Below are 12,989 nucleotides of genomic sequence, written 5' to 3' on the forward strand. Positions count from 1 at the left end.
AAGATGCCTTTAACCTAACATTGGCGGCCAGCCGGGGCGTTGCTCAGGGTTGTGCAGGTGGAGGACTTTTTTGCCCTGTTGTTTTCGGAGTGGGCAAAAAAGTGCAGGACGTGAAACAACAAGCAGTGGATAAAAACTCACAAAACCTTTTGCATCAAATTGACACAATTTGTTATGTTATCACATATCAAATACACCACTGCGATGAACAGGTTGAAGGGAATGACTGCTGACAGGGCAAAAAATGTCGAACCGGTCCTTGAGGTTCAGGGGCTTACGCTGGAAATCGCGGGTGAAAAACGTGTCGCCGATCTGAGTTTTTCAGTAAACGCGGGCGAACGGGTTTGCCTGATCGGCGCTTCCGGCTCGGGCAAATCGCTGACCGCGAAAACGATCACCGGCACGCCGCCTGCGGGCGCAAAGCTCAGCGGCAACATTCGCGTAAACGGCATTGAAGTCTGCGGTAAACATCCTGTGGCGCGCTGCGCGCTAAGCCGCGTCGCGACGGTGTTTCAGGACTCTTCCACCGCGCTGAATCCCCTGATGACCCTCGGCAAACAGCTGAATCTCGCCCTGCCTGCGGCCAGCGCGGACAAAGTTGCTGAAATGCTTGAACGGGTCGGACTGGGTGAAATCCCAAACTTTACGGCGCGGTATCCGGCAGAACTTTCTGGGGGCCAGCGGCAGCGTTTGTGTATCGCGCTGGCAATGCAGTCATCTTCTGCGTTGCTGGTGGCCGATGAGCCGACCACCGCGCTCGACGTGCTCACGCAGCAACGGGTTTTGCAGGTAATGCGTGATGTCTGTGAAAATATTCAACAACCGCGCGCGCTGTTGTTTATCACGCACGACATCGCCGTTGCCGCGCAACTTTGCGGACGGGCGCTGGTGATGGAAAACGGGCGTGTGGTGGAGTCCGCCCCGATGGCACAGCTACTGAATAATCCCCAACACGCCTACACCAGGCGTCTGGTTCAGGCGGCAAAACACAGCGCGGCACTGCATGGGAATGCCTCCACGTTAAGCGCGGTGGCCGTCTGATGAATCCTTCACTGCAACTCGTCACCGAACCGTTTTTGCACCTTCACAACGTCAGCCGAAATCTGACCGTTCCGGGTTTTTTCTGGCGAAAAAAACAAGAATCAGCACCGCTGTTTTCACATTTATCGTTACGCATGGGTCGCCACGAACGCGTCGGGCTGGTGGGCGCTTCCGGCTGCGGGAAATCCTCGCTTCTGAGAATTTTGCTGGCGATGGACGCGCCGGACAGCGGCGATGTGTTTTGCAACGGAAAACCTGTCCGGCCCGGCTCTGCCCGTTCGCTGCGTGAATACCGCCGGCGGGTGCAATACATTCCGCAGGATCCGGCCGGTTCACTGCCGCCCAATCAGAATGTCGGGCAGATTATCGCTGAACCGCTGAAGCGTCTGGGTTTTCAGGGCGGGATAAAAGCGCGCGTGACGCAGGTAATGGCGCAGGCTGGCCTGCCGGAAATGCTGATGTATCGCGCGGCGGGTGCGCTGTCCGGCGGGCAGGCACAGCGCGTGGCGATTGCCCGCGCACTGGCAATCCGCCCGGAATTTCTGATTGCCGATGAGCCGGTCAGCGGGCTGGATTTACCGCTGCGTGAACAAATCAAACAACTTTTACAACAGATTACGCAACAAAATGGCATGGGGCTGCTGATGGTCACCCACGATATCTCGATGGTTGCCGGGCTGTGCGAACGCCTGCTGATCATGCACGATGGCGTAATTATCGAAGACAGCCCGACGCAGGATGCGCTGCTCGCTCCGCGCCATTCGCATACCCGCCAGTTGCTGGCGGCTGTTCCTCATTTACCTTTGACCGTTAACGGATAACCCGATGTTCACCCGCTCTCAAATCCGCACGTCTGCGCCCTGGCCTCCGCTGCTGCTGGGCAGCAATCTGGTCTTTAACATCGGTTTTTACGCAGTGGTGCCGTTTCTCGCCCTGTTTCTGCGCGATGACATGCTGCTTTCCGGCTGGGCGATCGGGCTGGTGCTCGGCCTGCGCACCTTCTCGCAGCAGGGGATGTTTTTGCTCGGCGGCGCGTTGTCCGACCGTTTCGGCGCGCGGATCGTTATCCTCTGCGGCTGCGTGGTGCGCATAGCCGGATACCTTTTGCTCGGGCTTTCCGACACGCTGACGCCGGTGATACTCGGTGCCTGCCTGACCGGCATAGGCGGCGCGCTGTTTTCACCATCGATTGAAGCCCTGCTGGCGCAGGCCGGAACGCACAGCGAGAAAGCCGGAAAACGCAGCCGCGCCGAATGGTTTGCGCTGTCAGCCGTTTGTGCGGAACTCGGCGCAGTGCTCGGGCCGCTGCTCGGTTCGCTGCTTTCCGGCTACGGTTTCCAGCCGGTGGCGCTGGCCGGTTCCGGCTTATTTATGGTTGCACTGGTGGTACTGTTTTTCACTCTGCCCGCTGCGCCGAAGCGCGCTGCCGAACTGAAAATTGTGCCGTGGTGGGAAACCTTCCGTCAGCCGCGTTTCGTGGCGTTCATCGTGGCCTACAGCGCGTATCTGTTCAGCTACAACCAGTTGTATCTGGCGCTGCCGGTGGAACTGCGTCGTTCCGGCGGCGGCGAACAAGATCTTGGGCCGCTGTTTGTGCTGGCATCGGTTCTGGTGATCGTACTGCAAATGCCGCTGGCGCGGTTTTCCCGCCGCATTGGCGCGCGGGTCATTTTGCCCGCCGGTTTTCTTCTGCTTTCTTCCGCCTTTGCCGCCGTGGCGATGTTTGCCTGGACCGTGCCGCCGGAAGGCTGGTTGCGCCTGTTGCCGTCAGTTTTGCTGATCACGTTGCTGACCGTCGGGCAGATGCTGATTGTGCCGGTGGGCATGGATTTAATTCCGCGTTTCGCCGGGCAGCACAATCTCGGCGCGCATTACGGAGCGCTCTCGTCGATGGGCGGTATCGCAGTACTGGCGGGAAATTTCCTGCTCGGCGGATTGCTCGATGATGCGCTGGTGCCGTCGCCCGGTGCGGTGATCCCCTGGCTGGCGCTGGCCGCCGTTCCGTTTTTAAGCGCGCTGGCAATGTGGCGAATCTGCCGCCAGCTGCCTCCTCCTGCAATCTGACAAGGAACTTCTGATGTCTGCGTTACGTTTAAGCCCGCTGGCCGGGCTGCTTTCTGCTGCACTTTTACTGACTGGCTGCTTTAATGAAGCCGATAAAACCACCGAAAATAGTGCAGATTCCCGTCTGCGGCTGGCGATGTTGCAACCGCCGCGTTCCGGCCTGACGCCGCTCAGCGACGATGCGTTCAAGCTCTCGCGCTGGAGCACGGCGGAAACGCTGGTGGTGCTCGATAAGCTCGGTGAAGCCCAACCGGCGCTGGCGACAAAATGGCAGCAAACCGGCGAAAACAGCTGGCGTCTCGAGCTGCGCCATGCTGTGAAATTCCACGACGGCACGGCGCTGGATGCGGCGGCGGTCGTAAATTCCCTGACCGTTGCCGCCCGTGCAGCACCGAAGCCGCGCATTCTCGACGGCGTTCATCTCACCGCTGTAGCTGACGGCGAATACGCTGTGATTATCACCACAGCGCAGCCCGATCCTCTGCTGCCGCAGCGCCTCTCCAGCCCGCAGCTGGCGATTCTGTCGCAAAAAGCCTACAACGCCAGCGGCGTGGTTGACCCGCGCCACACCGGTTCCGGCCCGTTTGAACTGGTGCAGGTTGACGGCACCAGCAGTGCCAGGCTCGAGCGCTTTGACGGCTACTGGGGCGAAAAAGCCAAAGCCAGCGGCATCGATGTCAGTTTTGTGCCGGACGGCACGGCACGTGGCGCGGCATTACGCACCGGTACGGCAGATATTGTCGAAGCCATTCCGGTATCTCAGGCACCGTTGCTCGATCAACGCTTAATCCACGAGGTGCCGATGCCTCGCACTAACACGCTGTATCTCAACACGCGGCTCGGCGTGATGCAGGATCCGGCGTTGCGGGCGGCGGTGCGCGAAGCCATCAATCGTCAGCAACTGGTGGATAACGTTTATGAAAAACGCGCCGATGTGGCGCAAGGTCTGCTCGGCCCCGCGCTGCCGTGGGCGGCGCCGTTACGCCAACCGGTCGCGCATCCGGCGACGGCGCGTAAACCGGCCGGTGAAACCATCACGCTGGCGACCTTCAGCGACCGCGCCGAACTCCCGGAAGTGGCGGTGTATCTGGCGCAACAGCTCACCGCCGCCGGATTTACTGTGAAACAGGTGGTGCGCGAGTATTCGCAAATTGAAACCGATGCGCTCGCGGGTAAATTCGACGCCTTTATTTTATCCCGCGCGACGGTGCTGGATTCCGGCGATCCGGTGGCGTATCTCTACAGCGATTTCTCCTGCAAAGGGTCGTTCAACATCGCGCAACTTTGCCGTCCGGAAATTGATGAAGCACTACAACGCGCCTCCGCCTTTCCCGCCGGAGAAGCGCGTCGCAGGGCCATTATGCTGGCTGAAAATCAGATCCTCGCCACCGACGCCGCCATTCCGATGCTGCATGAGCGCGTGATCCAGGGCGAAGCCGCAAATGTCCGTGATGCGCTGCGTGACCCGCGTGAACGCACGCTGATCAACGCCGCCACACAGCGCAACTCTCAGGCCGACTGATGAGCGAATCGATATATTGCCGGACCTGCGCGGGCGTCAGCCGGTTACGTCCGCGCCCGTCGAACACGCTGATACCGCTGATTTCTCGCGTGCTGACGCTGGCCGCCGTTGTGGTTTTGATTGGCCTGCTGCCGTGGCTGTCCGGCACGGATCCGGCGCTGTCATTGCTGCGCGCCCGTTCCGGCGAGCAGGAAGCAACGGCGGAAACGCTGAACGCTATCCGGCTGTCGCTTGGGTTAGATCAGGGACCATGGCACGCACTGGCGCACTGGCTCGGCGGTTTGCTGCAAGGCGATGCGGGCGTTTCGTGGGTTTCAGGATTGCCGGTCTTGCCGGGCATGCTGCGGGCGACCGGCGTTTCGCTGACGTTAATGGCATCGTCGGCGCTGGTGGCGCTGGTGCTCGCGCTGCTGTTGTGTGCTGGCACATTGATGCGCGGGTTACGCGGTCATACGCCGCGCCCCGCAGGCTTTTTCGCCGCCCTGCTGACCGCGCTGCCGGAGTTTTTGCTGGCGTCGCTTTTGCTGATCACCGGCGCTGTCTGGCTGCAATTCTTTCCGCCTTACGGCTGGCTCGGCTGGCAGTACGCGGTTTTACCGTCGCTGGCGTTGGGATTGCCTGCGGGTGGTTATCTGGGAAGGCTGTATTCCGATGCGCTAGCCGGAACCTTTGGCGAAAGCTGGCTGACAACCTGGAGCGTGCTGGGTATTTCGCGCCGCCATACCGCGCTGGCGGTGATCGCCCGTTCGCTGCCGGGCGTTATGCCGCTAACCGGGCTGGTGCTGGTTTCGCTGACCGGCGGCGCCATCGCGGTGGAAAAGGTTTTTGCCATTCCCGGACTCGGACGCGCCACGCTGGGCGCGGCGGCTGCCGGAGATTTACCGGCCTTGCAGACGGGCGTGCTGATCCTGCTGTTGCTGGCGTCAGTTATGGGAACGCTGGCGGGCGGCGGACGCCGTCTATTGCTGGGGCGGGCGCTGCAACTCGGCGCGGTGCCGGTGCCGGCGCAGACTGCTCAGCCGGAAAAACAGCGGGTGTGGATCCCGCTGCTGTGTCTGGGGATTCTGCTGATGATGGTGCTCGCCGGTTTGCCGCGTGACCCGCTGGCGTCGGAGTATCTGCGCTTACAATCGCCGTCACTGGCGCTGCCTTTCGGGGCCGATGCGATGGGGCGCGACCTTCTCGCCCGCGTGGCGCACGGCACGCTCAACACCTGTTTGCAGGCGCTGGCGGTGTCGCTGATTTGTCTCGCCGCCGGTCTGCTGATTGGTGCATTTCCCCGCGCGATGACCGGACCGATTGAAGTCACCAACGCGCTGCCGCCGGTGATTGCCGGATTAGTTGTCGCCGCTGTCAATGGCCCGACCGCGACCGGCGCGGCGATTGCTGTCACCGCCGTAAGCTGGGCACCGCTCGCGGCACATACCGCTGCGCTGGTCAGCGAAATTCAGGCGCGCCCGTACATGAAAATGCTGCCGGTCGTCGGCGTGGGCGCCATCCGCCGCACAGTGTTTTACGTGCTGCCCGCGCTGTGTGGCCCGCTACTGCGCCATGCGATGTTACGTTTACCGGGGATCGCGCTGGCGCTGGCGTCACTCGGATTTCTCGGGCTGGGCGCACCGCCGCCGGTACCGGAATGGGGACGCGTGCTGGCCGAAGGCATGCCGTATATCGAGCGCGCATGGTGGAGCGTTTTTGCCCCTGCTGCCGCGCTGGCCGTGCTTTCCGTCATGGCCGTCACACTCAGCGGTTTGCGTTGGAAAAAACGCGCCACCGCACACTGAGCGTTCTCTGAATCATTAGTTTCGCGCTAAGCTGTCGGCCTGAGTTTTTACCGGATGAATGGAAATGGAAGCGCGTAAACCGCTGGACGGAATGGCTACCAGCGTGATGGTAGGATTGTGTGTAATTTGGGGTGTACAGCAGGTGGCGATCAAAAGCGCGGCGGCTGATATTACGCCGTTGTTGCAGGTCGCGCTGCGTTCGGGGATCGCCGGGCTGGCGGTGCTGATCCTGATGCTGGTGCGCCAGCGGAAAATCCCGTTCAGCCATGAAACCCTGCGCCCCGGTTTGCTTGTCGGCCTGCTGTTTTCCATCGAATTTATGTTTGTCGCCGAAGGATTACGCTTCACCACGGCGGCGCACATGGCGGTATTTCTGTATACCGCGCCGATTTTTGCCGCACTGGGGCTGCATTTTCTGGTGCCGGAAGAACGGCTGAGCGCGCTGCAGTGGTCGGGCGTTGGCATCACGTTTATCGGCGTGATTGTGGCATTTTTGTTTGGCGGGCATTCAGCCACTGCACCGCAGGCCAGCAATATGCTGCTCGGGGATTTTTTCGGTCTGCTGGCCGGCATGTTCTGGGGCATGACCACTATCGTCGTGCGCCGCAGTAAATTATCGTCTGGCAGTGCAACGATGACATTGTTTTATCAGCTGGCAGGCGCGTTCGTGCTGCTCGGCGGGCTGGCATGGCTGACCGGACAAACGCATTTTCGCCTCAGCCCGGTTTCCGTCAGCAGTATGCTGTTCCAGACCGTCATCGTCACCTTCGCCAGCTACCTCGCGTGGTTCAGCCTGATGCGCCGTTATCAGGCGTCGCGTCTGGGCATTTTGTCCTTCATGACGCCGGTCTTCGGCATCATCGCGGGCGTAGTGTTGCTGCACGAACCGCTGAAAGTGAATTTCATCCTCGGTGCGTTGCTGATTATGTTGGGGATTGTGACCGTCAGCGCCGAAGGAATTTTGCGTGGATGGATTGCGAAACGGCGGGGTTAATACCCCCGCGGTTTCAGGCGGCAAGAATATGCTGAATCCCGAGGAGCATGGGCACTGCCCCTAATGCATTCGGCAGTGCATCCAGTTGGGCAAATCCCAACCCGGCATAGAAATTAATCACGGCGGGATCGGCATCCAGATACGCTTAGCGCAACATATCTTTCAAATCCGGACTGGTCTTCAGCTAAACACGCGCACTCTTTATATTTCTTGCGTCACGAGGGAACACCGCTTCTTTAGACATGATGATCTCTCGATTCAGATACGGCTATCAGCCGTATCCAGCACTTTACGCGCTGGCTGAAACGTCAACGTTATACGGCTGATAGCCCTATGAACGAGAAGTCCGTGTTTTTCACAACATCACTTTCGCCGCCATTTCGCGGCTGTAATCGCGGCTGGCGTCAACCAGAACGCGGGTGTAGTCGTCCTGAATGTCGCCACGCAGAAGTGCATCGGTTTCCAGCGTTTCGAGGATTTTGCCGTATTTCATCACCGCCACGCGCTGGCAGAGATGCGCGATAACGCCGAGATCGTGCGTGACCATCAGGTATGTCAGTCCTTCCTCTTTTTGAAGATCGAACAGCAAATTGAGGATTTCAGCCTGCACGGAAACATCCAGCGCCGAGGTCGGTTCGTCGAGCAGTAACACCCGCGGTTTGAGGATCAGCGCGCGGGCAATCGCCACGCGCTGGCGCTGTCCGCCGGAAAGCTGATGCGGATAGCGGCTGCGAAAGGCGCGGTTCAGACCGACTTTTTCCAGGATAGCGTTGATGCGCGCATCCCGCTGATCGATGCGGTGAATTTGCAGCGGTTCTTCCAGAATATCGCCGATGGTATGGCGCGGATGCAGCGAACCGTACGGATCCTGAAAGACCATCTGCACCAGACGGCAACGCTCTCGGCCAATCCGTTGTTCGAGTTGCTGCCCGTCGATTTCCAGCTCCCCTTTCCAGTGGGTAAACAGCCCCGCCAGACATTTAAGGACGGTGGTTTTTCCCGAACCCGATTCGCCGACCAGCCCGAAAATTTCGCCTTCGCGCACGGCGATATTGACATCCGTCAGCACCTGCGTGATTTTCGCGCCTTCGCCAAATGTGAGGTTCAGGTTGCGGACGTCGATCATGATTTTTTGAGACATTTCAGTTTCCTTAATCGGTCAGCCAGCTGGCCTGACGCTGCATCACCGGCAGCGGGTAACGGCGGTTATCCATGTCCGGCAGTGCATTCAGCAGGCCGCGCGTGTACGGGTGCTGCGCGTTATCCAGATCGGTGGCAGCGATGGATTCCACAATGCGTCCGGCGTACATCACCAGCACGCGGTCGCAGAAACTGCGCACCAGATTGATGTCGTGACTGATAAAAATCAGCCCCAGACCACGCGTTTTCACCAGATCGTCGAGCAGCGCCAGCACCTGTAAACGCACCGAAACGTCGAGTGCCGAAGTCGGTTCGTCGGCAATCACCATTTCCGGATCGGTGATCAGCATCATCGCAATCATGATGCGCTGCCCCTGCCCGCCGGAAATTTCGTGCGGATACAGGCCATACACACGTTCCGGGTCACGGATCCGCACCACGTCGAGCATGTTCAGCACTTTGCATTTGGCATCTTTATACGAACATTTATGGTGCGAGCGCCACGCTTCGGCAATCTGGTCGCCGACGCACAGCACCGGATTCAGCGAGTATTTCGGATCCTGCATAATCATGGAGATACGCTTCCCGCGCACCTGCCGCATTTGCTTCGCGGTAGCATTCAGCAAATCCACATCAGCGAACTGCATTTTGCTGGCGGTAATCTGGGCTTTTGACGGATGAAGGTGCAGCAACGCACGTCCGACGGTGGATTTACCGGAACCGGACTCGCCGACGATCGCCAGCTTTTCACGTCCGAGCTGGAAGGAAACGCCGCGCACCGCGTGCGTCGCCTGGCGGCCATTCACAAAACTGACGTTTAGATCGCGCACGTCGAGTAACGCCTGAGCATCAGTCATTTCGGGGATCGAGGATGTCACGTAGGCCATCTCCTAAGAAGTTGAACGCCAGGCTGTTAATCAGGATCGCCAGACCTGGGATCGTCGCCACCCACCAGCACTCCATCATGTAAGTACGGCCGCTGGAAATCATCGCGCCCCACTCCGGATCCGGTGGCTGTGCGCCTAATCCGAGGAAGCCGAGCCCGGCGGCGGTCAGGATAATACCGGCCATATTCATGGTGATGCGGATGATCACCGACGGCAGACACAGCGGCACAATGTGACGCCACAACACCCGCACCGGAGACGCACCCTGCAAACGCACCGCCGAGATAAAATCGGCCTGACGCAGCGAGAGCGTTTCGGCGCGTGCCAGACGCGCAATCGGCGGCCAGGCGGTGAGCGTAATCGCGATCACCACGTGTTCCAGCCCCGGCCCGAGTGCGGCAACAAACGCCAGCGCCAGCACCAGACTCGGGAAGGAGATGAAAATATCGGTGACGCGCATCAGCACCATGTCGGTTTTGCCGCCGAAATATCCGGCGGTCACGCCGAGTAATAACCCGAGCGGCCCGACGGTGACGGACACCAGCAGCACGATGTAGAGCGTGATCCGCGAACCGTAAACCAGACGGCTGAAGATATCGCGGCCAAACTCGTCGGTGCCAAACCAGTGCGCCGCCGACGGCGGGATGAGCGCGTTATTGAGGTCCTGCACCAGCGGGTGGAACGGCGCAATCCAGGGGGCGAACAGCGCCACAATCATTAACACCAGAACAATCGCGCCACCGATGGCGGTCAGCGGATTGCACGCCATCTGCCAGAGAAAATGCCCGACGCGGCCAAATGCCCGCTTCACGCGCTGGCGCTTTTCGTCGCCCGCGCTGAGCACCACAGAATCGAGGGAAATCGTCATACTTTTGTCCTCGGGTCAAAGACCTGATACAGCAGGTCAGAGAGCAGATTCAGCACCACGAAAATCATACCGACCACCAGCACGCAGCCCATCACGGCGTTCATGTCGCCGAGCATCAGGCTGCTGGTGAGATAGGAACCAAAACCCGGCCAGGAGAAGACGGTTTCGATCAGCACCGCGCCTTCCAGCAGCGAGCCATAGGCCAGCGCGACCACAGTCAGCAGCTGAACCAGAATGTTGCGGAACGCGTGGTTCCACAGCACATCCCATTCGCTCAGCCCTTTGACACGGGCGGTGATGATGAATTCCTGAGAGAGCTGCGCCAGCATAAAGCTGCGGGTCATACGGCTGATGTACGCCAGCGAGTGAAAACCAAGCAGCGACGCGGGCAGGATTAGGTGGTTCAGCGCGTTGCGGAAGACTTCCCCATTTCCGGCGATCAGCGCGTCGACCAGCATAAATCCGCTGTGCCGCGTGACCTGCCCGTCGAGGCTGAAATCCAGGCGTCCTGCGCCGCCGACCCAACCGAGCCAGGCGTAAAACACCAGCAATCCCATCATGCCGACCCAAAATATCGGCGTGGAATACCCGGCCAGGCTGATGATACGCACCACATAATCGGCAATGCTGTTGCGTTTTGCCGCCGCCAGAACGCCAAGCGGAATGCCGACGCCAGCGCCGAGAATGATTGCCAGCGTCGCCAGTTCCATGGTGGCCGGGAAAACGCGCAGAATGTCCTGCGTCACCGGTTTGCCGGTCAGCAGCGCGTTGCCTAAATCGCCGTGCGCCAGCCCGGAAAGGTAGATGCTAAACTGCGTCCACAGCGGTTTATCAAAACCAAGCTGATGATAAACCTGCTGATAAGTGCTGTGGTCGGCGTCCGGCCCGACAATTGCCAGCACCGGGTCCACCGGCATCACGCGGCCAATGAAAAACGTCAGCAGCAACAGGCCGAACAGCGTGACCGCCACCTGAACCAGTCGTTTGCCGATGCGTCCGGCGGGAATGCCGGAATGCCAGGTCCGGGTTTGTGTGGGCTGTTTTTGCGTAGTATGAGCTTGCGTGGTCATAACCCTTTACCTCCCGCCTGTTGTGCGTCAACGGCGTCATCTTTGTAGACGTCGCGCAGGAAAGTGGTTGCCGACGGGTGAGGCAGATAATTTTTTACGTCCGTGCGCACCACGATGGAATCCACCATTTGCGAAACCGGCACCAGCGCAGGGATCAGCGCGTCGTAACGTTCCTGTATCGCAAAGTAATCCTGCTTTTGCTTTTCAGGGTCGCGTTCGAGCAGCGCCTGATCGATATCCGTATTCAGCTGTTTGTCGTAGAAACCGGTGCGCCAACCCTGGAAATTAGTGAGGCGCGCCGCATCGCTGTTGTCCGGGTTGTAGACCAGCGAACGCAGGCTGGAATGCGGATGTGGTTCCACGCCGCTGCCGCCGCGCCCTACCAGCATGGCGAACTTACGTTCACGCATCGCGCCGTAAATCTGGTTGCCGGTGCCGGTGACGATTTTGGCGCGAATACCCGCCTGCATCAGCGTGGACTGCACGGCAATCGCGATATTGAGGAATGGCTGGTCGGCCAGCACCCGCAGCGTGGTGTCAAAACCGTCCGGATATCCGGCTTCCGCCAGTAATGCTCTGGCGCGCGGGATGTCGAGTTTGTAGCCCGGATCCGGCAATGTGGCGGGCATGCCAACCTGAATCGGACGCTGATGCACAATACCGTAACCGGTCATCAGTGCTTTGCCGATGCCCTGATAATCAATCAGATAGCGTACCGCCTCGCGCACTTTCGGGTTGGCGAAGTGCGGCTCTTTCATGCTCATCGCCACGTAATAAATGGTGCCCTTTTTCACCTGATCCACAACCATTGCCGGATCATGACTGAGCGCGGTCACGTCGGACACCGCCATATTGTTGGCAATATCCAGGTCGCCTTTTTCAATCATCAGGCGCAGGGTCTGGGATTCCTGAAAATGGCGGAAGACCACGCGGGAAAGTCGCGGTTCTCCGCGCCAGTACTGCGGATTACGGCTCATGTTCAGCACATCTTTCGCCTGCCAGCTGTCGAGGCGGAACGGGCCGGAACCCGCTTCGTTGGTGGTCAGCCAGCGGTTGCCCCAGTCGCCGTTCACTTCGTGCTCCTGCACGGTTTTGCTGTCCAACGCCACCACGCTGCCGAGCGCGGCCAGCGAATAAATCACCAGTTTCGGGTCGTTCGGTTTAGGCAGCCGGATTTCAACGGTATCAGGCGACGGCGCGCGCACCATTTCATCGACGTTCTTTTTGGTGAATCCGTAGGACTTCCACACCGACGCCTGCGCCAGATTCAGGTGAAGAATGCGGCGCATCGACCACACCACATCGTCCGCGGTGACCGGATTACCGGAGTGAAATTTCACGCCTTCGCGCAGATGAAATGTAATCAGATTTCCGGCATCGTTGACCTCCCACGAGGTCGCCAGCGCCGGACGCACGTTGGTCAGTTGTTGCGGATCAAGCTCAATCAGCGGGTCATAAAGATTCACCACGATGCCGACAATGTCGTTGCCGGTCATCGCTGCGGGATCGAGCGTCAGCAGGTTATTCATGTTCATGCCGATGATCAGCTGGTCGGGCGGCGTTTTCGCCAGCGCCGGCCAGCAGCTCACCGACAACAGGAGCGCGAAAAACCACGCCCT

11 protein-coding genes and 1 pseudogene are annotated in these 12,989 nt (G+C 59.6%); 6 read left to right on the plus strand and 6 right to left on the minus strand.

Annotated features, from left to right (window positions below; translation table 11 throughout):
- Window positions 1-222: 222 nt before the first annotated feature.
- The 6 genes from ACLBVC_RS21425 (at window position 223) to ACLBVC_RS21450 (ending at window position 7,405) form a co-directional block, all read left to right on the plus strand.
- The gene (locus tag ACLBVC_RS21425; RefSeq protein WP_410151289.1) at window positions 223-1,041 is read left to right on the plus strand and encodes an ATP-binding cassette domain-containing protein; all 819 of its coding nucleotides are present in this window, start codon (window positions 223-225) and stop codon (window positions 1,039-1,041) included.
- Window positions 1,041-1,862, plus strand: a complete 822-nt coding sequence (locus tag ACLBVC_RS21430) for an ABC transporter ATP-binding protein (RefSeq protein ID WP_410151290.1) — start codon at window positions 1,041-1,043, stop codon at window positions 1,860-1,862. The genes ACLBVC_RS21425 and ACLBVC_RS21430 overlap by 1 nt, the downstream gene beginning before the upstream one ends.
- A gap of 4 nt (window positions 1,863-1,866) precedes the next feature.
- Window positions 1,867-3,105 (plus strand): MDR family MFS transporter, encoded by a 1,239-nt coding sequence (locus ACLBVC_RS21435; protein ID WP_410151291.1) that lies wholly within the window; start codon window positions 1,867-1,869, stop codon window positions 3,103-3,105.
- 13 nt (window positions 3,106-3,118) lie between these two features.
- Window positions 3,119-4,627 carry an ABC transporter substrate-binding protein gene (locus tag ACLBVC_RS21440; RefSeq protein ID WP_410151292.1) on the plus strand — a complete coding sequence of 503 codons (1,509 nt, stop codon included), beginning with the start codon at window positions 3,119-3,121 and terminating at the stop codon, window positions 4,625-4,627.
- A complete protein-coding gene (locus ACLBVC_RS21445; RefSeq protein ID WP_410151293.1) occupies window positions 4,627-6,411 on the plus strand; it encodes an ABC transporter permease subunit in 1,785 nt (594 codons plus the stop codon). The genes ACLBVC_RS21440 and ACLBVC_RS21445 overlap by 1 nt, the downstream gene beginning before the upstream one ends.
- A 64-nt stretch (window positions 6,412-6,475) precedes the next feature.
- Window positions 6,476-7,405, plus strand: coding sequence for a DMT family transporter (locus ACLBVC_RS21450; RefSeq protein WP_410151294.1), 930 nt, complete (start codon window positions 6,476-6,478; stop codon window positions 7,403-7,405).
- Window positions 7,406-7,418: 13 nt separating this feature from the next.
- On the opposite strand, the pseudogene ACLBVC_RS21455 reads toward ACLBVC_RS21450, so the two are convergent.
- The 6 genes and pseudogenes from ACLBVC_RS21455 to ACLBVC_RS21480 form a co-directional block, all read right to left on the minus strand.
- Window positions 7,419-7,547: pseudogene (locus ACLBVC_RS21455) on the minus strand (GNAT family N-acetyltransferase); the annotation flags it as partial.
- 213 nt (window positions 7,548-7,760) lie between these two features.
- On the minus strand, window positions 7,761-8,531 hold the full coding sequence (locus ACLBVC_RS21460; RefSeq protein ID WP_410151319.1) for an ABC transporter ATP-binding protein: 771 nt from the start codon (window positions 8,529-8,531) through the stop codon (window positions 7,761-7,763).
- Window positions 8,532-8,556: 25 nt separating this feature from the next.
- The gene (locus ACLBVC_RS21465; protein ID WP_410151295.1) at window positions 8,557-9,423 is read right to left on the minus strand and encodes an ABC transporter ATP-binding protein; all 867 of its coding nucleotides are present in this window, start codon (window positions 9,421-9,423) and stop codon (window positions 8,557-8,559) included.
- A complete protein-coding gene (locus tag ACLBVC_RS21470) occupies window positions 9,395-10,300 on the minus strand; it encodes an ABC transporter permease (protein ID WP_410151296.1) in 906 nt (301 codons plus the stop codon). Before ACLBVC_RS21470 ends, ACLBVC_RS21465 begins: the two co-directional genes overlap by 29 nt.
- The gene (locus ACLBVC_RS21475) at window positions 10,297-11,370 is read right to left on the minus strand and encodes an ABC transporter permease (protein WP_410151297.1); all 1,074 of its coding nucleotides are present in this window, start codon (window positions 11,368-11,370) and stop codon (window positions 10,297-10,299) included. Before ACLBVC_RS21475 ends, ACLBVC_RS21470 begins: the two co-directional genes overlap by 4 nt.
- Window positions 11,367-12,905: an ABC transporter substrate-binding protein gene (locus ACLBVC_RS21480; protein WP_410151320.1), complete on the minus strand. Its 1,539-nt coding sequence runs from the start codon at window positions 12,903-12,905 to the stop codon at window positions 11,367-11,369. Before ACLBVC_RS21480 ends, ACLBVC_RS21475 begins: the two co-directional genes overlap by 4 nt.
- Between the last annotated feature and the right edge of the window lie 84 nt (window positions 12,906-12,989).

This window comes from Rahnella selenatireducens (assembly GCF_046449555.1).
GTDB lineage: Bacteria > Pseudomonadota > Gammaproteobacteria > Enterobacterales > Enterobacteriaceae > Rahnella > Rahnella selenatireducens.

Coding starts and splice junctions, on each gene's coding strand:
- ACLBVC_RS21445 (WP_410151293.1), top strand. CDS start 4,627: ATGAGCGAATCGATATATTGCCGGACCTGCGCGGGCGTCAGCCGGTTA.
- ACLBVC_RS21480 (WP_410151320.1), bottom strand. CDS start 12,905: ATGAACATGAATAACCTGCTGACGCTCGATCCCGCAGCGATGACCGGC.
- ACLBVC_RS21430 (WP_410151290.1), top strand. CDS start 1,041: ATGAATCCTTCACTGCAACTCGTCACCGAACCGTTTTTGCACCTTCAC.
- ACLBVC_RS21425 (WP_410151289.1), top strand. CDS start 223: ATGACTGCTGACAGGGCAAAAAATGTCGAACCGGTCCTTGAGGTTCAG.
- ACLBVC_RS21460 (WP_410151319.1), bottom strand. CDS start 8,531: ATGATCGACGTCCGCAACCTGAACCTCACATTTGGCGAAGGCGCGAAA.
- ACLBVC_RS21435 (WP_410151291.1), top strand. CDS start 1,867: ATGTTCACCCGCTCTCAAATCCGCACGTCTGCGCCCTGGCCTCCGCTG.
- ACLBVC_RS21470 (WP_410151296.1), bottom strand. CDS start 10,300: ATGACGATTTCCCTCGATTCTGTGGTGCTCAGCGCGGGCGACGAAAAG.
- ACLBVC_RS21475 (WP_410151297.1), bottom strand. CDS start 11,370: ATGACCACGCAAGCTCATACTACGCAAAAACAGCCCACACAAACCCGG.
- ACLBVC_RS21450 (WP_410151294.1), top strand. CDS start 6,476: ATGGAAGCGCGTAAACCGCTGGACGGAATGGCTACCAGCGTGATGGTA.
- ACLBVC_RS21440 (WP_410151292.1), top strand. CDS start 3,119: ATGTCTGCGTTACGTTTAAGCCCGCTGGCCGGGCTGCTTTCTGCTGCA.